The organism is Pseudomonas brassicacearum (genome assembly GCF_003732175.1).
Lineage (GTDB): Bacteria > Pseudomonadota > Gammaproteobacteria > Pseudomonadales > Pseudomonadaceae > Aquipseudomonas > Aquipseudomonas brassicacearum_G.
This window is the reverse complement of the sequence record NZ_MOBI01000007.1, coordinates 1-21,178: the sequence shown is the minus strand read 5'-3', so window position 1 is coordinate 21,178 and position 21,178 is coordinate 1. Positions and strand designations below refer to the sequence as shown.

22 protein-coding genes are annotated in these 21,178 nt (G+C 59.5%); 8 read left to right on the top strand and 14 right to left on the bottom strand.

The annotated features are described in order from the left end of the window. Positions 1–11 precede the first annotated feature (11 nt). From sufT to BK658_RS06270, 7 genes are all read right to left on the bottom strand, one after another. Positions 12–845: a putative Fe-S cluster assembly protein SufT gene (gene sufT / locus BK658_RS29920; RefSeq protein WP_185019788.1), complete on the bottom strand. Its 834-nt coding sequence runs from the start codon at positions 843–845 to the stop codon at positions 12–14. A gap of 6 nt (positions 846–851) precedes the next feature. Beyond that, positions 852–1,310, bottom strand: coding sequence for a Fe-S cluster assembly sulfur transfer protein SufU (gene sufU / locus BK658_RS06295; RefSeq protein ID WP_123581556.1), 459 nt, complete (start codon positions 1,308–1,310; stop codon positions 852–854). Beyond that, a complete protein-coding gene (locus BK658_RS06290) occupies positions 1,307–2,581 on the bottom strand; it encodes a cysteine desulfurase (RefSeq protein ID WP_123581555.1) in 1,275 nt (424 codons plus the stop codon). The genes sufU and BK658_RS06290 overlap by 4 nt, the downstream gene beginning before the upstream one ends. After that, the gene (gene sufD / locus BK658_RS06285) at positions 2,578–3,888 is read right to left on the bottom strand and encodes a Fe-S cluster assembly protein SufD (protein WP_123581554.1); all 1,311 of its coding nucleotides are present in this window, start codon (positions 3,886–3,888) and stop codon (positions 2,578–2,580) included. The genes BK658_RS06290 and sufD overlap by 4 nt, the downstream gene beginning before the upstream one ends. After that, on the bottom strand, positions 3,885–4,649 hold the full coding sequence (gene sufC, locus BK658_RS06280) for a Fe-S cluster assembly ATPase SufC (RefSeq protein ID WP_123581553.1): 765 nt from the start codon (positions 4,647–4,649) through the stop codon (positions 3,885–3,887). The genes sufD and sufC overlap by 4 nt, the downstream gene beginning before the upstream one ends. A 16-nt stretch (positions 4,650–4,665) precedes the next feature. Further along, positions 4,666–6,114: a Fe-S cluster assembly protein SufB gene (gene sufB, locus BK658_RS06275; protein ID WP_123581552.1), complete on the bottom strand. Its 1,449-nt coding sequence runs from the start codon at positions 6,112–6,114 to the stop codon at positions 4,666–4,668. Between the two features lie 89 nt (positions 6,115–6,203). Then, on the bottom strand, positions 6,204–6,521 hold the full coding sequence (locus BK658_RS06270) for a Rieske (2Fe-2S) protein (RefSeq protein ID WP_123581551.1): 318 nt from the start codon (positions 6,519–6,521) through the stop codon (positions 6,204–6,206). A gap of 213 nt (positions 6,522–6,734) precedes the next feature. Between BK658_RS06270 and BK658_RS06265 the strand changes: the two genes are divergently transcribed. From BK658_RS06265 to BK658_RS06255, 3 genes are read left to right on the top strand one after another with little or no spacing between them, the layout of a single operon-like run. Continuing rightward, positions 6,735–8,108 (top strand): glutamine synthetase family protein, encoded by a 1,374-nt coding sequence (locus BK658_RS06265; protein ID WP_123581550.1) that lies wholly within the window; start codon positions 6,735–6,737, stop codon positions 8,106–8,108. 7 nt (positions 8,109–8,115) lie between these two features. Next, positions 8,116–9,507 carry an aldehyde dehydrogenase family protein gene (locus tag BK658_RS06260; RefSeq protein WP_123581549.1) on the top strand — a complete coding sequence of 464 codons (1,392 nt, stop codon included), beginning with the start codon at positions 8,116–8,118 and terminating at the stop codon, positions 9,505–9,507. Positions 9,508–9,510: 3 nt separating this feature from the next. Further along, the gene (locus tag BK658_RS06255) at positions 9,511–10,671 is read left to right on the top strand and encodes an iron-containing alcohol dehydrogenase (RefSeq protein ID WP_123581548.1); all 1,161 of its coding nucleotides are present in this window, start codon (positions 9,511–9,513) and stop codon (positions 10,669–10,671) included. A gap of 11 nt (positions 10,672–10,682) precedes the next feature. On the opposite strand, the gene BK658_RS06250 is transcribed toward BK658_RS06255, so the two are convergent. Together BK658_RS06250 and cls are read right to left on the bottom strand one after the other, a co-directional pair. Continuing rightward, positions 10,683–11,558 carry a hypothetical protein gene (locus BK658_RS06250; protein WP_123581547.1) on the bottom strand — a complete coding sequence of 292 codons (876 nt, stop codon included), beginning with the start codon at positions 11,556–11,558 and terminating at the stop codon, positions 10,683–10,685. A 65-nt stretch (positions 11,559–11,623) separates the two neighbouring features. Beyond that, positions 11,624–13,018 (bottom strand): cardiolipin synthase, encoded by a 1,395-nt coding sequence (gene cls / locus BK658_RS06245; RefSeq protein WP_185019787.1) that lies wholly within the window; start codon positions 13,016–13,018, stop codon positions 11,624–11,626. Positions 13,019–13,257: 239 nt separating this feature from the next. Between cls and BK658_RS06240 the strand changes: the two genes are divergently transcribed. Further along, positions 13,258–13,986 carry a Crp/Fnr family transcriptional regulator gene (locus BK658_RS06240; protein ID WP_123581546.1) on the top strand — a complete coding sequence of 243 codons (729 nt, stop codon included), beginning with the start codon at positions 13,258–13,260 and terminating at the stop codon, positions 13,984–13,986. 123 nt (positions 13,987–14,109) lie between these two features. Next, the gene (locus tag BK658_RS06235) at positions 14,110–14,805 is read left to right on the top strand and encodes a Crp/Fnr family transcriptional regulator (RefSeq protein WP_185019786.1); all 696 of its coding nucleotides are present in this window, start codon (positions 14,110–14,112) and stop codon (positions 14,803–14,805) included. 5 nt (positions 14,806–14,810) lie between these two features. Here the strand turns inward: BK658_RS06235 and BK658_RS06230 are convergent, their stop codons facing one another. From BK658_RS06230 to BK658_RS06220, 3 genes are all read right to left on the bottom strand, one after another. After that, complete coding sequence (locus tag BK658_RS06230) at positions 14,811–15,662, bottom strand: sensor histidine kinase (RefSeq protein ID WP_259740057.1); 852 nt, start codon at positions 15,660–15,662, stop codon at positions 14,811–14,813. A 1-nt stretch (position 15,663) separates the two neighbouring features. Beyond that, positions 15,664–16,113 (bottom strand): carboxypeptidase regulatory-like domain-containing protein, encoded by a 450-nt coding sequence (locus tag BK658_RS06225; RefSeq protein ID WP_123581744.1) that lies wholly within the window; start codon positions 16,111–16,113, stop codon positions 15,664–15,666. Positions 16,114–16,347: 234 nt separating this feature from the next. After that, complete coding sequence (locus BK658_RS06220) at positions 16,348–16,500, bottom strand: DUF3309 domain-containing protein (protein ID WP_259740065.1); 153 nt, start codon at positions 16,498–16,500, stop codon at positions 16,348–16,350. Between the two features lie 294 nt (positions 16,501–16,794). On the opposite strand from BK658_RS06220, the gene BK658_RS06215 reads away from it, so the two are divergent. Beyond that, the gene (locus BK658_RS06215) at positions 16,795–17,004 is read left to right on the top strand and encodes a hypothetical protein (RefSeq protein ID WP_259740055.1); all 210 of its coding nucleotides are present in this window, start codon (positions 16,795–16,797) and stop codon (positions 17,002–17,004) included. Positions 17,005–17,038: 34 nt separating this feature from the next. On the opposite strand, the gene BK658_RS06210 is transcribed toward BK658_RS06215, so the two are convergent. Beyond that, positions 17,039–17,599, bottom strand: a complete 561-nt coding sequence (locus BK658_RS06210) for a lipid-binding SYLF domain-containing protein (RefSeq protein WP_123581543.1) — start codon at positions 17,597–17,599, stop codon at positions 17,039–17,041. 556 nt (positions 17,600–18,155) lie between these two features. Between BK658_RS06210 and BK658_RS06205 the strand changes: the two genes are divergently transcribed. Beyond that, positions 18,156–18,437: a DUF3077 domain-containing protein gene (locus BK658_RS06205; protein ID WP_123581542.1), complete on the top strand. Its 282-nt coding sequence runs from the start codon at positions 18,156–18,158 to the stop codon at positions 18,435–18,437. 102 nt (positions 18,438–18,539) lie between these two features. On the opposite strand, the gene BK658_RS06200 is transcribed toward BK658_RS06205, so the two are convergent. Continuing rightward, positions 18,540–19,472, bottom strand: coding sequence for a helix-turn-helix domain-containing protein (locus BK658_RS06200; protein ID WP_123581541.1), 933 nt, complete (start codon positions 19,470–19,472; stop codon positions 18,540–18,542). Positions 19,473–19,645: 173 nt separating this feature from the next. Between BK658_RS06200 and BK658_RS06195 the strand changes: the two genes are divergently transcribed. Continuing rightward, a complete protein-coding gene (locus BK658_RS06195; RefSeq protein WP_123581540.1) occupies positions 19,646–21,004 on the top strand; it encodes a glutamine synthetase family protein in 1,359 nt (452 codons plus the stop codon). Positions 21,005–21,178: the final 174 nt, after the last annotated feature.

Here is a 21,178-nt window from a genome sequence, read left to right as displayed (position 1 = left end):
CACCGGGTTCCTCAGAACAGCCCCAACTGCAAGCGCGCCGCCTCGGACATGCGGCTTTGATCCCAGGGCGGGTCCCAAACGATCTCGACCTCGACCTCGCTGACCCCTGGGAGAGTCTGGACCTTGGTACGCGCCTCTTCTTTGAGCACGTCGCCCATTCCGCAACCGGGCGCGGTCATGGACATCTTGATCTCGACTCGCTGGCCGCCGTCGGCGAGCAAGCGGCTTTCACACTGATAAATGAGCCCGAGATCGACCACATTGACTGGAATCTCCGGGTCGTAAACGGTGCGCAATATGTCGAGCACCTGCTGAATGTCGAAGCCACCGCTGCTCGCTTGGGGCTGCTCCTGCTGTTGAACATCCCGTCCCAACGCATCGGCGTCAGCGGCGGCGATCCGTGCCAGCCGGCCCCTGGAGATTTGAACCGTGAAGCTGCCACCGAGCGCCTGGGTCACCACCACCTGCTCGCCACGGCCCAGTTGCAGCCGCTCCCCGCCGGGAATCAGGGTCACCGCGCAGTCGCGCGTGAGTTCGATCGGTTGCAGGTAGCCCGGTTTGTTCGGGTTATCGAAGTGGAAGCCAGCACCGTGCAGGTCGTACTCGAAATCGATGGACAAACCATCGGCTCGCCCCGCGCTTGCGGGATCGAGCAACAGCTTGATGCCGTCTGCCTCGACCGTGATATCTCCTTCGGCAGCGCGCTCGAAGAAAAACTCATGCGCGAAATGCTCGTCGATCTTGAGCCGCACCCCGCGCACGTGGCCGTCCGCCAGAGCATCGAGCAAGACTTTGCGTGCCGGTTCGCGCAGGTGAATACGGGGGATTGGTAATGTGGCTGCCATTGCTTATTACTCCGTTGTGACCTGCGAGGCGCCACCTTCGAGGGCGCTACGTAGCGTGTGCCAGGCCAGAGTGGCGCACTTGACCCGCACCGGAAACTCCCAAACGCCCGAAAGCACTGCGAGTTTACCGAGCTCTGCGGGTGCCACGCGGGCGTTTGGCCCTTCGGTGAGCAACGTATGCACCCGGGCAAAAAGTGCCTGCGCCTCTTCCGGCTTTTTCCCCTTCACCGCCAACGTCATCAGGGACGCCGAGGCTTGGGAGATGGCACAGCCAACCCCCTGAAAGCTGATGTCCTCGATCACCCCGTTTGCCAGCCGGAGATAAATCTTCAGTTGATCGCCGCACAGCGGATTGAAACCCTCCGCCGTACAGGTCGCATCCGCAAGCGGGTGAAAGTTACGCGGCCGTTTACCGTGGTCGATGATCACGTCCTGGTAGAGGTCGCGCAGTTCGTCGCCACTCATCGGAACACCTCCTGAACTTTGGCCAGCCCGGCCACCAGTGCATCGATATCACGCTCGGTGCTGTAGCAGCCGAGCGACGCGCGAGCGGTGGCGGGCACGCCGAAACGGTTCATCAAGGGCTGTGCGCAGTGGTGCCCGGTGCGAATCGCTATCCCTTCGCGGTCGAGGATGGTGCCGATGTCGTGCGGGTGGATACCCTCGAGGACAAACGAAAGGACCCCAACCTTTTCTGCTGCCGTACCGATCAACCGCAGGCCGGGCAACGTTGCCAACGCCTTGGTGGCGTAGGCCTGCACGGCCTGCTCGTGAGCCGCAATCGCCTCTGGCCCCAGTTCAGCGAGAAAGTCGATTGCCGCACCAAGGCCGATGGCGCCGGCCATGTTCGGGGTTCCTGCTTCAAACTTGTACGGCGGTTTGTTGTAGACGGTCTTCTCGAAGCTGACCGATAGAATCATGTCGCCGCCGCCCTGATAAGGCGGCATGCTTTCGAGCAGCTCATGACGGCCGTAGAGCACGCCGATGCCGGTGGGACCGTACATCTTGTGGCCCGACAGCGCGTAAAAATCGCAGCCCAGTGTTCGCACGTCGACCTTGAGGTGCGGAGCTGCCTGGGCGCCGTCGACCAGCACGCGTACGCCCCGCGCATGGGCGAGCTCGACAATGCGCCGGATCGGGTTGATGGTGCCCAGCACATTTGAGACATGGGTCACCGCCACCAGCCGGGTCCTGGGTCCGATCAACCGTTCCAGCTCATCGAGCAGCAGTTCGCCGGCGTCGTTGATGGGCGCCACCCGCAGCCGCGCGCCAGTCTGCTCGCAGAGCATCTGCCAAGGTACGATATTCGAATGGTGCTCCATGGCCGTGATCAGCACCTCGTCACCGGCACGGAGCTGAGTTTTGCCGTAGGTTTGCGCCACGAGATTGACCGCTTCGGTCGTGCCGCGGACGAAGACGATCTCTTCGACGGACTCGGCATTGAGGAATCCCTGGACCTTGGTCCGAGCCTTTTCATACTCCTCGGTGGCGCGTACCGAAAGATAATGCACGCCACGGTGCACGTTGGCGTTTTCCTTTGAAAAGAAGTGCGACATGGCATCGATGACCGCCTGCGGCTTCTGGCTGGTCGCGGCACTGTCGAGGTAAATCAGCGGCTTGCCGTAGATCGTCTCCGCGAGGATCGGGAACGCCTGGCGCACACGTTCGACGTCATAGCCTGGCGCAAGGTGGAGCGGTTTCGATAGCCCTTGAAGACGGTTTTCGAGGTCGCTCATGCCGACACCTCCCGCCCGCGCAATTGCGCGGTGATCAGTCGCTGCACATGCTCGCGCAACGGCTCCAGCTGAATGAGTTCGAGCATTTCGCTGACAAACGCAAAGGTCAGCAGCGATCGCGCTGCCGCCAGCGCAATTCCCCGTGAGCGCAGGTAGAAAATGGCCTGTTCATCCAGCTGGCCGACGGCGGCACCGTGAGCGCACTTGACGTCATCGGCGAAGATTTCCAGCCGGGGTTGGGTGTTGACCTGGGCCGACGTCGACAACAACAGATTCTTGTTGGTCTGGCTGGCATCGGTCTTCATCGCTCCCGGACGCACGATGATTCGTCCGTCAAAGATTCCATGCCCATGATCATCGATCACGCCCTTATAGCGTTCGCGGCTGGTACAGCTCGGCGCTTGATGCTCGATGGTCGTCTGATTGTCCAGGTGTTGCTGGCCTCGCGGCAGGTACAGACCGTTCAACGCGACCTGTGCGCCGGGGCCTTCGAGTACCACGCGCAGCTCCTGCCTTGCCAGTTTCGAGCCCAGTGCCAAGGAATGCGCTATGAAGTGGCTGCCCTGGGCCTGGCGCACACTGAGCAGCGCGACATGGAATGCCGCCGTGCTTTCGTTCTGCACCGTGTAGTGTTCGAGCGTAGCGTCGGCGTCGAGCAGCACCTCGCTGACCGCGTTACTCAGGTAGACCTCATTGCCGCTGCCGACGTGGCTTTGCACCAGAATCGCCCGGCTCCCTGCCCCCATCTGCACCAGGACACGCGGATGGGTCACCCGTGGCGTGGCGTCTGACGTCGAGAGAAACACCAGATGGATCGGTGCGTCGAGCGTCGTGCGGGCGGGAATCTGCACCAACGCCCCATCCTCGGCAAACGCGGTATTCAGCGCCGTAAAGGCTTGCGGCTGTGAGTGAAACGCATGGGCGAACAGACTTTCGAGCGTCCCGTTGTCGGCGTTCAGCAGCGGTGCGAAAGAGCACACCTTAACGCCCCGGGGTAGTCTTTCAAGTGCTGACAGCTCAGCGGTGAAATAGCCGTTGACGAAGACCAGTCGCACGCCGCCGTAGTCGCCGGCAAGTCGTTCGACACTGGCCACGGACAGGTCCTGACTCGCGTCCGGCCTGGCTGGCTGGAAAGGTACTTCCAGGATCGGCGCGACTCGCGTGTGCTTCCAGGCTTCGTCCTTGGCCGTTGGAAAACCCTGGTCGGTCACCCACTGGAACGCGGCACGGCGCAACGCTTGCAGCCAGGCCGGACGCCGGGCGTCAACGCTGGGGGTGAGCTGTGAGAGGAACGCCGCGCTGTTCATGGCCTGGCTCCGGGCTCTGCAGAATCCTGCTCATAGCTCGCATAGCCGTGCTTTTCCAGCTCGATGGCCAGCTCCTTGCCGCCGGACTGGACGATCCGCCCGTTGGCCATGACATGCACGTGATCCGGGACGATGTAGTCGAGCAATCGTTGATAGTGGGTGATCACCAGCAGCGCGCGATCCCTGCTCCGCAGCGCGTTGACGCCGGTCGCGACTATCCGCAACGCGTCGATGTCGAGGCCCGAGTCGGTCTCGTCGAGGATCGCCAGTCGGGGTTCGAGAATTGCCATCTGGAAAATCTCGTTACGTTTCTTCTCGCCACCCGAGAAGTCCACGTTGACCGAGCGGTTCATGAAGCTCTGGTCCATCTCGACCAGCGCCATGCGCTCCTTGGCGAGCTCAAGGAAATCCAGCGCATCAAGCTCCTCCAGTCCGCGCTGCTTGCGCACGGCGTTGAGGGCCGTGCGCAGAAAGTAGAGGTTGCCGACGCCGGGGATTTCCACCGGGTACTGAAACGCGAGGAAAATCCCGGCGACCGCCCGCGCTTCCGGCGGCATGGCAAGCAGGTCCTGGCCGTCATAGAGCACCTCGCCGCTGACCTCATAAGTCTCAAGGCCTGCGAGTACCTGGGCCAGCGTGCTCTTGCCGGAGCCGTTCGGCCCCATGATCGCGTGCACCTCGCCCGCTTCCACCCGCAGCGTGATGCCCCGCAGGATTTCACGGCCGTCGACGCTGGCGTGCAGATCATTGATCTCGAGCATGCTCCCACCCCGGGCCTTAGCCCACGCAGCCCTCAAGGCTCACGCCCAGCAGTTTCTGGGCTTCCACCGCGAACTCCATCGGCAGCTCCTTGAGCACTTCGCGGCAGAAGCCGTTGACGATCATCGGCACCGCATCCTCCGCGCTGATGCCGCGCTGCCGGCAGTAAAACAGCTGCTCGTCGCTGATCTTCGACGTGGAGGCCTCATGCTCGACCTGAGCACTGGGGTTCTTCACATCGATATAAGGAAACGTGTGCGCGCCACACTCGCTGCCCAGCAGCAGCGAATCGCACTGCGTGTGGTTGCGGGCACCGGTCGCGGCTTTCTGGATCTTCACCAGGCCGCGGTAGGTGTTCTGTCCATGACCGGCAGAGATTCCCTTGGACAGAATGGTGCTGCGCGTATGCCGGCCGATGTGGATCATCTTGGTGCCGGTGTCCGCCTGTTGGTGATTGGCTGTCAGGGCGACTGAATAGAACTCGCCGACTGAATAATCGCCCTGAAGAATCACCCCTGGGTATTTCCAGGTGATCGCGGAGCCGGTTTCGACCTGAGTCCAGGAAATCTTCGAGTGCGCGCCTGCGCACTTGCCGCGTTTGGTGACGAAATTGAAGATCCCACCACGTCCCTGGGCATCGCCGGGGTACCAGTTCTGCACCGTGGCGTACTTGATCTGGGCGTTATCCAGCGCGACCAGCTCGACCACCGCCGCGTGCAGCTGGTTATTGTCGCGCATCGGTGCGGTGCAGCCCTCGAGGTAGCTCACATAGGCGCCCTCCTCTGCAACAATCAGCGTGCGTTCGAACTGGCCGGTGTCCGCGGCGTTGATGCGAAAGTAGGTCGACAGTTCCATCGGGCAACGCACGCCCTTGGGCACGTAGCAGAAGGAACCGTCGGAAAACACCGCCGAGTTCAGTGTGGCGAAGAAGTTGTCGCTGTAGGGCACGACCGAACCGAGGTACTTGCGCACCAGTTCCGGATGGTTTTGCACGGCTTCGGAGAACGAGCAGAAGATCACCCCGACTTCGGCGAGTTTGTGCTTGAAAGTGGTCGCGACCGAGACCGAGTCGACCACGGCATCCACCGCAACGCCGGTCAGGCGCTCCTGTTCGGCTAGCGAGATACCGAGCTTGCCAAACATCTCGCGCAGCTCGGGATCGACCTCGTCAAGACTATTGGGCCCCGGGGTTTTCGGTTTGGGTGCCGAGTAATAGATGATGTCCTGGTAGTCGATGGGATTGAAGTGGACGTTCTGCCAGGTGGGCTCGCGCATTGTCAGCCAGTGGCGATACGCCTTCAGACGCCAGTCGAGCAGCCACTGTGGTTCGTTTTTCTTCGCAGAGATCAGGCGGACGAGGTCTTCGTTGAGCCCGCGCGGGGCTGCGTCGCTCTCAAAATCAGAGACAAAACCGTACTTGTAGGGCCGCTTGCTGAGTTCGCGGATCCTCGCATTGTCAGTGCTCATCGCTGATGCCTCCTGCTTTGGGCAGGACGATTGAATCGTTTAACTATACTCCTTCCCTCTACGTTGGGACCCGAGCGCGACCCTAGCGTTCAAACATCCGACGATTGCCGTAACAGGATGTCGTTACCGTCCACCCGGACCTCGAACTGTTCGACCTGGTAAGCCGGTTCTGTGAGGCATTCGCCGCTGGTCACGTCGAACTCGTAGGCGTGTACCGGGCAAATCACCACGTTGTCGCACAGTATTCCCTCTCCCAGCGAACCGTCTTCGTGCGGGCAGGTGTTGTGGATGGCGAAATACCGGCCATCGACATTGAACAGCGCGACGGGCGTACCCCCAAGGTCCACGGTTATGCCGTTACCCGGTTCGATATCCCCCACGCAGGCGACCTTGACGAACTCACTCATCGTGCCACTCCCTCTTGAGTGTCATTTTAGCTGCTGGATCTGCTGCCGACTCGTCGGGATCCGCTCAGCGAGACTTGCGCCCGGCAGCAGTAGGCTAAGCTTTCAGCAGCTCATTGCTCACGATGCTCGCGCCTGCAGGTTTGGGGTTTTTCTGAAGAGCGTCTGCAACAGCTATTTCAGACAGGCCCAAACCATTCACGCAGGACTGACGTGATGACCGAGCCCCTCCTCAGCTTCGAAGAACTGAAACTCGCCGCTACCGCAGGTGATATCGATACCGTGCTGGTTTGCATGGTCGATATGCAGGGACGATTGGTCGGCAAGCGATTCCAGGTCGAGTTTTTCATCGACAGCGGCCATGAAGAAACCCACTGCTGCAATTACCTGCTGGCCGATGACATCGACATGGAGCCGGTGCCGGGTTACGCCGCTGCCAGCTGGAGCAAGGGCTATGGCGATTTTGTGCTGAAACCCGACATGGCCACCTTGCGCCGTGTTCCGTGGCTGGAATGCACGGCGCTGGTGCTCTGCGACGTGCTCGATCATCACCATCGGCAGGACTTGCCGCACAGCCCGCGGGCAATCCTGAAAAAGCAGATCGAGCGACTCCGTGAGCGCGGCTACAGCGGCATGTTCGCCTCTGAACTGGAGTTCTATCTGTTTGACGAGAGTTATGAGGCCATCCACGAGCGCAACTACCACAAGCCGAAAACCGCCGGCCACTACATCGAGGATTACAACATCCTCCAAACCACCCGCGAGGAGCCGGTGCTGCGGGCGATTCGCAAACATCTGCAGGCATCCGGCATTCCCGTGGAAAACTCCAAGGGAGAATGGGGCCCGGGCCAGGAAGAAATCAACGTCCGTTATGCCGATGCCCTGACCATGGCCGACCAGCACGTCATCATCAAGCACGCCTGCAAAGAGATCGCACAATTGCAGGGCAAGGCGATCACGTTCATGGCCAAGTGGCGCTATGACGCCGCCGGTTCCAGTAGCCATATCCATAACTCGTTGTGGGACAAGAATGGCAAAAAGCCGCTGTTCTTCGATCCCAAGGCCGAGTTTGGCATGTCGACGCTGATGCGTTCCTGGGTGGCCGGACAACTTAAATACGCTAACGACATCACCTGTTTTCTTGCGCCTTACATCAATTCGTACAAACGCTTCCAGGCCGGTACATTCGCGCCGACCCGGGCGGTCTGGAGTCGGGACAATCGCACCGCAGGCTTTCGTTTGTGCGCCGAAGGCAGCAAATCCATCCGCATCGAATGTCGCATCGGCGGCGCCGACCTCAACCCTTATCTGGCCTTCGCCGCCTTGATCGCTGCGGGGCTGGCCGGTATCGACGAAAAACTCAGCCTGGCGCCCCCCTTTGAAGGCGATGCCTACCTCGACGAGCACTTGCCGGAAGTCTCGAAGACCCTGCGCGATGCCTGTGCCGCGCTCAAGGCCTCAAGCATGTTGCGCGAGGCGTTCGGTGACGAAGTGGTCGACCACTACGTGCACACCGCCGAATGGGAGCAGAAAGAGTACGACCGACGGATAACCGACTGGGAACTGCAGCGCGGCTTTGAGCGCTATTGAGACCATCATGACTTCGATGATTCAACTCATCTCCCCGGTCGATGGCCGGGTCTACGCCGAACGCCACTGCGCCGATGCGACGCAGATCGAGCAAGCTCTGACGGCGGCCGCAGCCGCCCAGGCGTTATGGAAGCGCCGACCTCTGAGCGAACGCGCCGCCTTATGTAGCGCCGCCGTGGACGCGATGTTGGCAATGAAAGACGAAATAGTCCCGGAACTGGCCTGGCAAATGGGCCGCCCGGTGCGTTTTGGCGCTGGCGAGCTACGCGGCTTCGAAGAGCGTGCGCGCCATATGATCGCTATTGCACCTGAAGCGTTGGCAGCGGTTGTGCCCACGCCTGTTGCAGGTTTTCGACGCCAGATCAAACGCGAGCCGTTGGGAACGGTGCTGGTCGTCGCGCCCTGGAATTACCCCTACCTGACCGCGGTCAACACGATTATCCCGGCGCTGATGGCCGGCAACAGCGTGATCCTCAAACATGCCTCGCAAACGCTGCTGGTCGGTGAACGTTTCGCTGAGGCCTTTCGCCGCGCCAATCTACCTGAAGGGTTGTTCCAGAATCTGCTGCTCAATCACACCTATACCGCGGCTATCATTGCCTCGGGACGGGTGCAGCAAGTGAACTTCACCGGTTCGGTCGAAGCCGGCAAAGCCATCGAAATCGCCGCCACCGGGCTCTTCCTCGGCATCGGGCTGGAGCTCGGCGGCAAAGACCCGGCCTACGTCCGGGCGGACGCCAACCTTGAGCACGCGGTGGAAAACCTGGTGGACGGCAGCTTCTTCAACTCCGGGCAAAGCTGCTGCGCCGTTGAGCGTATCTATGTCGATCAAAAAATCTACCCGGTGTTTGTCGAGCGCTTTGCCGCCCTGACCCGCCAATACGTGCTGGGCAACCCGCTGGACGAAGCCACCACGCTCGGCCCATTGGTGAATCCGGGGGCTGCTGAATTCGTACGCGGGCAAATCGCCGAAGCACTGGCAAAAGGCGCTAAAGCGCTGATCGATCCAAAGGCCTTTGCGGCTGACGCGCCAGGCAGCGCTTACCTCGCGCCGCAGGTATTAGTCGACGTCACCCATCAAATGTCGGTGATGCGCGAAGAAAGCTTTGGTCCAGTGGTCGGCATCATGCCGGTTGCCAACGAGGACGAAGCCATCGCCTTGATGAACGACAGCGAATTCGGGCTCAGCGCCTCAATCTGGACCGCAGACCTCGCCGCCGCCGAACGTATCGGCGACGAAATCGCCACCGGTACCGTATTCATGAACCGCTGCGATTACCTGGACCCGGCCCTGGCCTGGACCGGGGTGAAAAACAGCGGGCGCGGCGTATCGCTGTCGCGCATCGGTTACGAACACCTGACCCGAGCGAAATCCTTCCATCTGCGCCATGAGATCTGAGCCATGAGCCTGACTGCGAACTGGAACTACCCCACGAGCATCCACTTCGGTGTTGGCCGTATCGCCGAGCTGGCCGACACCTGCCGCAGCCAAGGTATCCAGCGACCGTTGCTGGTCACCGACAGTGGCCTGGCACGCGCACCGATCACCACGGCGGCGCTGGAATCCTTGCGCGCCGCTGGCCTCGGCGTGGCGCTGTTTTGCGACCTCAAGCCGAATCCGGTCGAGGCCAACCTGGCGGGTGGACTCGAGGCCTGGCGTGCCGGCAAGCACGATGGCGTGGTCGCCTTCGGCGGCGGCAGCGGCCTGGATATGGGCAAGCTGATAGCCTTCATGAGTGGCCAGACCCGACCGGTGTGGGATTTCGAAGACATCGGCGACTACTGGACTCGCGCCGATGAAAGCAGCATCGCCCCGATCATTGCGGTGCCGACCACAGCGGGTACGGGATCCGAGGTCGGCCGTGCGGCGGTGATCATCGACGAGCGTACGCACACCAAACGCATCATCTTCCATCCGAAAATGATGCCGCGGGTGGTCATCAGCGACCCGGCGCTCACCGTCGGCATGCCGGCAAAGGTCACCGCCGGCACCGGCATGGATGCCTTTGCGCATTGCCTGGAGTCGTACTGCGCCCCCGGTTTTCACCCCATGGCCGAAGGGATTGCGGTTGAAGGCATGCGCCTGGTGGCCAACGCCCTGGTGCGGGCAGTACGCACACCCTCTGATCTGGAGGCGCGCGCGGAAATGCTCGCGGCCGCCGCGATGGGCGCCACTGCCTTCCAGAAAGGTCTGGGCGGGATGCACGCGCTCGCACATCCGGTCGGCGCCCTGTACGACACCCACCACGGCATGACCAATGCCACCTTCATGCCCTATGTCTTGAAGTTCAATCGCCCGGCCATCGAGGAACGCATCACCCGCCTCGCGGCTTACCTGCGTCTGCCGACTCCGGGCTTCGACAGTTTTCTGGCCTTCGTCCTCAAGTTGCGCAAGGACATCGGCGTGCCGCATACGCTGTTTGAGCTGGGAGTGGATGATCGGCAGGTCGATCTGATCGCCGACATGGCGATTGTCGACCCCTGCGCCAGCGGTAACCCGCTGCCATTGACACGAAATGGTGCGGTAGAGATTTTCGACGCGGCGTATCACGGCCGGCTCTAGAGCCGTCCTTATTATTTCGCGGTTGCCGAGCCTTCTACTTGCTGGGGCTGGACCTCACTGCGCTTCATGGAGAGGTACTCGCTGCGCTCAATCTCATGCAACTGCAGCGGGTAACGTTCAATCCCGGCATACCAGTCGCTCAGACGTTTTTCGAGCTGTTGCGGCGCGGGTGTCGTCAGCGCGCCGAGATAGGCTTCGATCGCCACGTAGTAGCGCATCGCATTGCGCTCGGCGACACCACGCATATTGCCAATATAGGCTGGCTGACCATCGGCCTTGCGACCAACGATGCTGAAACCGACCTTGTTGCGACCTGCTGTCGCCAGATAGCCCTGCATGGCCATACGGGCCGCAATACCGTAGTCGTACGAATATGACAAATGCAGGAAACTGCGTTGAGAATCGAGTTTCACCACTTCAAGCTTGACCCGATAGTTGCTCGTTCCAAGCGGTCCTTGCGCGGAGCTCAACACGACCTGAAGGTAGTCGGCACTATCGCTTACAACCCGATAAAGAAAATCGAACTGGTAGGTATCGGCCAGCGGCTGATCTGACTTGCGCCCAATATTGACGCGTAACCCTTCCCCTGCACCGGAAGAGGCCTGACAACTCTTCACGTTCAAATGCAGGATCAGGATATCGCACCAATGGCCAATGCCCTGCAGCGCCGGACTGACCACCGCATAGGGTTGCTCGATCAAGGAATAGACGTCGCCTGTCAGGCTGTCTGACGTTTCAGTTGATTGGAGATACAGCGGGCGATGGAACGGGTTGTTGGCCAACTGTTCACGCAAGGCGCCGTAGCGTGCGGTCAGTGCTTGAGCATCCTGCGCGTGGGCCAGCGGCATGCCGATCAACAGATAGAGCAAGACCGCGCGAACCAGCATGGCGCCTCTGCAGAAACTGATATTCGCCCGGCTCAAAAGCCCCATGGACATCGTTTGTACTTGCCTCACAACCAGTACTCCCAGAGGTGCGAAAACTGTTCCTTGGCTCTTGCATCAAGGGAACGCCGCTGCCACTTCTCAAGTGTGATTTCGTTTGATTTCAGCAAATCGGCAAGGAATGCCGCGCGCATTTTCTCGCCAAACCCGGGGCCGAGCACCACGACGTTGACTTCCCGGTTGTGCAGAAAGCTGCGCCAGTCAAGATTGGTCGAACCCACCGTGGACCAGACGCCATCGATCACCGCGGTTTTGACATGCAGCAAGGCATCGCGGCGTTCGTAGAGCTTGACACCGGCCTTCAGCAGCTCGGTGTAGTGCCTGCGGCCAGCGTTGAATACCAACCAGGAGTCAGTGCTGCTGGGCAGCAGCAGCTTCACGTCGACGCCGCGTGCCACTGCATCCTTAAGCTCTGTCAGCAGTTGCGGATCGGGCACGAAGTAGGCGTTAGTCAGGAAGATTTCAGTTTGCGCATTGCGCAGTGCCGAGATAAGCGTGGCGTAGATCAGGCTGTAGGGTTCGTCTGGTGAGCTACCGATGGCGCGTACTACCTCGTGGCCTTTGCGTTCGGCCGTCGGGAAATAATGGCGCGCCGCGAGCGGTTTGCCTTTCTGCTTTTCCCAGGTCTCGATAAACAGCTTTTGCAGCTCAGTGACTGCCGGCCCTTCAAGCCGCAGGTCGGTGTCGCGCCAAGGCAGCTTGCCATCGGGTCGGGCTTTGGCGTTCGGCCTGAACGAGCTGCCTGAATAGACACTACTCACGTTGATACCGCCGAGGAAGGCAATGCGCCCATCAACTATCAGCAGCTTACGGTGATCGCGCTGGTTTACTTGCCACCCAGCCTTGGCGGTCACTGGATTGACCGGATTGAATTCCAGCACGTTGATGCCCAAGGCGGTCATGCGGGCAAAAAAAGCCGAGGGTGTGCCAAGGGTACCGACGCTGTCCCGGATCAGATTGACCTGTACCCCAGTAGCCTGTTTGGCTATCAACGCCGCGGCGAAACGCTGGCCGACTTCATCGTCGTCAAAAATGTAACTCTCGATATTGATGTGATCACGCGCGCGGCCAATCGCAGAGATCATTGACTGGTAGGTAGTCGGACCGTCCTGTAACAGTTCGACCTTGTTGCCGTCCGTCAGAGGGCTGCCGACGATGGACTCCTCGATCGCCATGTGCAGGTTGAAGATGTTCGTCTGGGCGCCATTGGCCTTCAGACGATCAAGAATGGCCTTGCTGCGTTCGGCAGACAGCGGTCCGTGCGGACCTTCGATCTGCGCAGGAGCCGGCTTGCTATAGGCCATATCGGGAACAATGGTGGGCAACGAATCGCAGGCCATGAGCAGTGTCAGGCTCAGCGCTGTCAGTGTTCGCAGCAACGTCCGGATTGAAAACAGGTTCATGCGGCATCCGCCCGAAACTGGAGGGGGACTCCTATCGTGCCAGTAACCGAACACAGTTTCGGTGCGATACCGCGCTTACCCGGAGACTCTAAACAGCAGGCCCGCCGCCATTTTTATTGCCGGCAACGAATGTGAATAGGCACCGTAAAACCGACAGACGGCTTCGGGCAGCAGTGTACAGAGCGCTCCATGGATTAATCTGTAAGTATGGGTAATCTCACCTAAGGACGGTGGCTGAAATGCCTGATGTTTCCAAGCCACAACAGAACCATCTGCTGGCGGCTCTGCCCGCACAATCGCTGGAGCGCTTGCTGCCGCACCTCGAGCCGATCACCCTGCCGCTTGGCAAGGTGCTCTACGAGTCCGGGGATGCTCTGCGGCACGTCTATTTCCCCACCGACTCCATTGTGTCCCTGCTGTACGTGATGGAAAACGGCGCATCGGCGGAAATTTCGGTGGTGGGTAATGAAGGCTTGATTGGCATCGCCGTCTTCATGGGCGGTGAAAGCACGCCGAGCCGGGCGATTGTCCAGAGCGCCGGGCATGCCTTCCGGTTGCCCGGCCAGCGACTCAAGGATGAGTTCAACCGCCACGGGGAGATGCTCCTGCTGATGTTGCGCTACACCCAGGCGTTGATCACCCAGATGGCCCAGACCGCCGTGTGCAACCGCCACCACTCGATTGACCAACAATTGTGCCGTTGGCTGCTGCTATCCCTTGACCGCCTGCAAGACAATCAACTGATCATGACCCAGGAATTGATCGCCAACATGCTCGGCGTACGCCGCGAAGGCGTGACCGATGCCGCCGGCAAGCTGCAACGCCTCGGCGTTATCGAATACAGCCGTGGCCACATCAAGGTGCTGGACAGGGCCGCGCTCGAGGAACTGAGCTGCGAGTGCTACGCGGTGGTCAGAAAAGAAACCGAGCGCCTGTTGCCTTACGTTCCGGTAAAGCCGACCCGCTGACTGCCAGTATCTGCGTGTTCTAGCGAACAGACCGGCCTGCAAGAGTCACCCACACTTAACGCATTAGACGGCCCCGGCACCTGTCCCGCCCATCCAGGGCCCACTGTGCCGCAGGATCTGCGCATGCCAATCATGTCTGGGCGACCAATAGAAAACCGGCTACTCCAGGGGCTGTCGAAGACTGACTACAGCCGGCTGGAAGCACAGTGCGATAACGTCGAACTGGCCTTTGGCACTGTCTTGTGCGAGCCGGGCCATCCAATCCTGCATGTGTATTTCCCTCAAACAGCGCTCATCGCCGAAGTGGTGACGTTGTACCGCCACCCTCCTCTGCACATGCACCTGATCGGCAATGAAGGGATGCTTGGGGCGACACTTGCTCTGGGGGTTAATACCGCCCCCATGCGCGCCGTGGTGCAAGGCGCCGGTACGTGCCTGAGGATGAGTGGCTTGCAGCTGCAGGTCTCGCTGCGCGAGAGCCCGTTATTATTGCGCAGGCTCAATCAGTACCTGTATGTGCAGATGATGCAGCTCGCTCAAACCGCCGCCTGTACCCATTTTCACGAGATTGAGCCACGCTTGGCGCGCTGGTTGCTGATGACCCACGATCGCGCGCACGCCAATCACTTTCATCTGACCCACATGTCCCTCGCGGACATGCTCGGGGTTCGGCGCAGTGGCGTGACATTGGCCGCCGGTACGCTGCAACAACGTGGATTGATCCGTTATACCCGTGGTGAAATCACGATTCTTGATCGCAAGGGATTGGAAGCGGCGTCATGCGAGTGCTATAGCGACACTCACTCGACTCCGTTATGACGCGGTTATCGTGGCAAGGGAAAGGTCGCCGTAAAGGTAGTGCCGCCTTCTATCGAGGAAGTCACCCGGATATCGCCGTGATGCGCCCTGACAATCTCTCTCACAATGAACAGGCCAAGCCCGACACTGCGCAGTCCTGCATTATCGTGACTGCCGCGAATCATCGGTTCGAACACGTTGTCGAGCAACTTCGAGGGTATCGGCGTGCCAAGGTTGTGTACCGCAATGATCACCTGATCCTCGAAGCATGAAGACACTGTGACCCCACCCTCAGCCGTGCCATAGGCAATCGCATTGGCAACCAGATTGCCAATAAGCTGATAGAGCCGATCACTGTCGGCGATGAAATTACCTTGACCGACACAGCGATGGGTCAGCGTGTGCTCAGGGAACACCAGACTCAGTTCGTCCAGGCATTCGCCCACCAATGCGTGCAAATCAACCGGCTTGAGGGAAACCGCAATGCTTCGCCCGACTTGCCTCAGGGTGAAGTCCAGCAGGTCTGCTACCAGACGTTGCGCGCGCTCTGTAGCGTGCGTGATGTGGTCGAGTATTTGTGCTTGTTTAGGAGGCAAGTCACGGCATCCGAGCAATTGCGAAGCCATTTTTATCGCCGCCAGCGGATTGCGCAGATCGTGACTGACAATCCCGATCAACTGTTCGGCGAACAGCGCGCGGTCTTCTGCCGCAGCGCAGTTGCCAGGTAACACGTCTTGCGTAACATCCCGCGCGTATTGGGCCTTGAGGTTCGTCGCCAGATGCCGCTCAGCAAGCATGCGTACAGCGAGAGGCCGGTCGTCTGTCTTGAACAGCCTCATCTCATGCAACGTGCCGTGATACGTAATGCTGGGTTGCACGCTATTCACTCCAATGCAAGTTCAGCGTTTCGATGGATTTACCACCGACTGAAATGGTGTGGCGCTCTTCATGGCCATTCAAACTGGCGATGACCAGGTATTTGTTTGCCGGCAATTGCGCGTACACGATGGGCCCCACCTGACTCAGCGACAACAGGGGGCTACCTTTTTCGCTCTGGATCACCACGTCGACATTGCTGACGTACTGATTGGCAGGTCCCGTTGAAAAGGTCATGTGAAGGTTGTAGCCCTGGGTCTGGAGCAAGGCCTTTGACTCATCCAGGCCGATACCTCCCGTCAGATAGCGGATGCCATTCTGCTCCTGCGGCTCCAACTGCACGGCCGACATGTCAACCGGTTCTGCGGTGGCTGCATGCAGCACCACGGAAGACAAACCCAGCAATAGGGCCAGGGCAAATCTTGAAAGCGTCAGTGAATGATTGAACAACATGAGGGTTTTCATAGTTTCTCCAGTCAATAACCAGCAGCAATCTGCCTGACACTCAGAGTGCGCGTAGTGGCCGGAGTGGGTCTGTGCGCTAGTGCACGGAGAACTGTTTGTTTTATTAACAGGTTGATGGCAGAAAGTAGTCGATGTTAATGCTGTCGCACGCGCCCACGGTGAATACCTCCCCACTATTCACCGAAACCACTAATTGAGCGCCGTATTATGTGTCGATCGACATCATATTCTCCCTAATAAAAGCAACACAACCAGGACAATAACGACGACGCCTAATAAACCGCTCGGCGCATAGCCCCAGCTTCGGCTGTGCGGCCAAGTCGGAATAGCGCCAACCAGCAGCAAAATCAGCACGATCAACAGTATGGTTCCCAAGCTCATGGCTTTTCTCCTTGAGTCTGCAAGTAGGTGGATGTTGTGCAGGCAGTGAGACCTTGATCTGCGCGTTGCAGGCCACCAACGTGGCACACGTACCCGGTACAGTCTGTACGGCAACACACATATCGTCAGTGTTTGATTGATCAGAGGCACGGTCGTTGTTATTCCGCTTGTGCAACGTTTTTTGCGTTATTTAGATCGCCCAGTGTGTGATGGCGTACAGAACGCCGCGACGATCAGGCACAGAATAAAAACAATAACAGAGCAGCCTTCGCTGCAGCGGGTAACACCATGAACACAATGACCGATTCCGCCCTGGTACAGCGCATTAATGCACAGTGCCATCCATTGATGCGCTACCTCCACAAGTTAAGTGGCGTACGCTACCTGGCAGCCTATGACTCGGCTGGCAGTTATGAACTGAACCCTATCAACGGCCACGCAAAACACGCGACCGACAGCGAGTTAGCCAATACGGAAGTCTGGGAGAGACTGCCTTAGGCAGCCTCTCTAACCCAGAGCTACGTTGCCGGGCTTATCGTTTGATAAGCGAAATCTTGGTGCCTTCAATACTGACGCCCGCCATCAAGCCTTGCTGGCCAAAGACAAACGCATAAGCATCGTCTTTCAATGTCGAGCTCGACAGATTTTTCGCCATCCCTTCATCAACCACAACAACTGTCGGGCCTACACCAATTTCCCAGCCCTTGGTCTCACGTACATACTTGACCGCCTTGTCAGTCATCAGGAACACGGCATAAGCATAGGACTGGGCACCCGCCTGCAAGCCCCATGAACCGGACACGGTGTTGTAGTAATTGTCTACTTTCGAGCCGCTGAACATGACCCCTTCACCATAACTGCCACCAAATACCAGACCCGCCTTGATAACCTTTGGAAATACGAGCACCGCCTTGGCAGTGCGCGACATGGTCTCGGCCACCGGATTGGCTTTGTAGAGGATTTGCAGGGCATGCCGGGAATCCTGGTCCAGGTCCGCAGCCGTTGCGGCGCTTGCGGTATTAAGCAAACCTGTTGAAGCAAGTGACAGGGTTGTGAGAGCGATAAACAACAGTGAGCGTAGTGAGGTTGTCATGGTTGTACTCCAATGCCAGCGATACACACGATGCGGCAAGCCGATAACCAGCAGGATGGGTAGCCGCGACTGTCCATTAGAGTGTAGTAGCGACATGGCCATGTCTGTTCGGTGGCGCACACACTGCCAGCCGCTGAAAGGCTTCAATCCTGGCGCAGCCAGCGCGAATTCCTCTCTGGATGAGCGGACGAGGCCACTAATGAGGGATTTTGGGGCGGCATCATAAGCGGGTGTTGTCATGATCAACACTCTCAAAACAGTGGAGATCCCTGTGGGAGCGAGCCTGCTCGCGATGGCGGTGTCTCAGGCAGCTGAGATGTTGGATGTGCCGACGTCATCGCGAGCAGGTTCGCTCCCACAGGGTTTCGTGTGTTTATGCCAAGCGGCGCGGTGTCAGTCGAGGGCTACGCGGTCTTGCGTTGTGACCTACACCTGCGCCAGAACCCGCCGGCTTGCGCGCCTGGCACCGGGTCTCTATCGTTGCCGTGTCGCTGAATGTTCAGTGACCGGGTGTGAGAACCCGAAGCAGTCATAGTTCGAGTCAAGGAACTAGACAATGCCCCACCCTCAGCCTCTAAAAACCGCCGGCCTCACCCCGTTTTCCATCCACAATGATCAAGCCCTGTTCCGCGTCAACAGCGGCGTGCCGATCCGCGAGGCGTTGTCCCACGTTTCTGATTTGCTCCATCTCTCCAAACTCCTGGCCGAAGACGCTGCCATGGAACGCGGCACCGACCGTTATGCCTGGGCATCGCATTACTTGCAGGAGATGAGCAAGGCGGTGATCGATGATGTGGTGAAAGTGTTGGGCGCGGCAAACGGTCAGCGTACTCAGTAGAAAGTAATAACGTGGATCCCATCATTGGGATCCACGCATAACCTGATGTGGGAGCGAGCCTGCTCGCGATACGGTGATATGGGTGATAACCCCGCCAACGTTCTAACGATGCAAGCGCCCATTCGACTGAGTGGCGCATGCACGCTTCAAGGTGTCACTCGGTAATTCCTTGAACAACGCCCGGTAGCTGCTGGAAAACCGGCCGAGGTGCCAGAACGACCAGTTCATCGCGACTTCGGCCACCGTGGTGTCGGTCGCGGTGCGGTTGAGCAACTCCCGACGGGCGCTGTTGAGCCGGCGCAGGCGCAGCCACTGGGTCGGCGCCATGCCGGTGTAGGTCTTGAACGCATGTTGCAGCTGACGCAGTGACACTTCGGCGACCTGGGAAAGCTCCAGCAAATTGAGGTTCTCTTCCGGCGTATCCGCCGCCCATTCACCGATCCGTTTCATGATCGTTCGCTCCCCTGCCCGGCGCTGCAACGCGCCTCGGTCCAGGCAAACGCAGGCGTTGTCGAGAATAAACAGGCAGTCGTCCAGCAGCTGTTGGGTCAGCGCGTCCTTGCTTGGCGGGTCGATGGTGTGCGACAGCCGCGTCAGGGTGCCGCTCAGCCAGCGGCTGAACAGCGCGTTCTGCTGCGAGTTGAGCGGTGCCATGAACAGGCCTTCCAGCCGCTCTACGTTCAATCCATTGCGCTGAACGAATTCCGGGCCGAAGACCACGGCCACTTCCTGATAGTTCTCTGGCGTGATCCAGATGTTGCGGCTTTCGCCGTTCAGCACATACAGCGCGTTGTCACTACGATCGAAACAGAACGCCAGCGAGCCCGGCGGCGCGCTGAAATTCTGCTCGACGCGGGTGTTCATGCACTCCTCGTAAATCTCCACGCCTTGCAGGTCCAGATAACGCACCAGGCCTGCGAAATGCCCAGGCGACATCTGCTGATAGTGCTGCACCCACCCAGGGGTCGCGCGTATCTGTTCGGCGACATCCAAGGTGTTGAAAGCCTGCACATGCAAGGGGTTTGACTCCGTCATGGAATGACCTGTACGCACTTTTTTGGTGCGTCTTGGTTCTGCTTAAAGTGGATAGATGGAACGAAACGCGTCGACCAAGATAGTCGTCAACGCGCTACAGGGAAAGTCTTTCGCCGCTTGTACAAGATGCAGAGACCGACTCTGGCGCTGATAAAACCAACAACGAGGTCTTTATGAATGCCCCTTTCGATCAGCTGTCTTCATGGCTGAAAGAACACAAGATTACCGAAGTCGAATGCGTGGTCAGTGACCTGACCGGTATCGCTCGCGGCAAGATAGCGCCCACCAGCAAGTTCCTGCATGAGCGAGGCATGCGCCTGCCGGAAAGTGTGCTGTTGCAAACGGTAACCGGGGACTTTGTCGACGACGACATTTACTACGACCTGCTCGATCCTGCCGACATCGACATGGTTTGCCGGCCGGATTCTTCAGCGATTTACGTGGTGCCGTGGGCGATCGAGCCGACCGCCATCGTGATTCACGACACCTTCGACAAACTCGGCAATCCGATCGAACTGTCGCCGCGCAACGTCTTGAAGAAAGTCCTCAAGCTCTATGCCGACAAGGGCTGGCAGCCAATTGTGGCGCCGGAAATGGAGTTTTACCTGACCCAGCGCTGCGAAGATCCGGACTTGCCGCTCAAGGCGCCATTGGGTCGCTCGGGCCGCGCCGAAAGCGGTCGCCAATCGTTCTCTATCGATGCGGCCAACGAATTCGATCCGCTGTTCGAAGATGTCTACGACTGGTGCGAACTGCAAGGTCTGGACCTCGACACGCTGATCCACGAAGACGGCCCGGCGCAGATGGAAATCAACTTCCGTCACGGCGATGCGCTGGATCTGGCCGACCAGATCACCGTGTTCAAGCGCACCCTGCGTGAAGCGGCGCTCAAGCACAACGTCACCGCGACCTTCATGGCCAAGCCGATCGGCGACGAGCCGGGTAGCGCCATGCACTTGCACCAGAGCGTGGTCGACATCGCCACCGGCAAGCCGATCTTCGCCGACAGCGACGGGCAGATGAGCGAGCTGTTCCTGCACCACATCGGCGGTCTGCAAAAATACATTCCGAAACTGCTGCCAATGTTCGCCCCCAACGTCAACTCGTTCCGCCGCTTCCTGCCGGACACCTCGGCACCGGTGAACGTCGAGTGGGGCGAAGAAAACCGCACCGTCGGGCTGCGCGTACCGACCTCCGGTCCCGAGGCCATGCGCGTGGAAAACCGTTTGCCGGGCGCCGACGCCAACCCGTACCTGGCCATCGCCGCCAGCCTGTTGTGCGGATACCTCGGCATGATCGAACGCATCGAACCGAGTGCGCCGGTGCAGGGCCGCGCCTACGAACGACGCAACTTGCGCCTGCCGATCACCATCGAGGATGCACTGGCGCACATGGAAGACTGCCCGACCATCGAGCGTTATCTGGGGGCCAAGTTCGTCCGCGGCTACGTCGCGGTCAAGCGCGCCGAGCATGAAAACTTCAAGCGGGTGATCAGTTCCTGGGAACGCGAGTTCCTGTTGCTGAGTGTTTGACACACCGAATGATCATCCTCACGCAGATCGTTCCCACGCTCTGCGTGGGAATGCCTCAACGGACGCTCCGCGTCCGCTTCTGGGACGCGGAGCGTCCCGAGCTGCGTTCCCACGCAGAGCATCACTAGTGTCCGGTAAAAACTGAAGGGGGAGCTTGCTCCCCCTTGCTGTGCC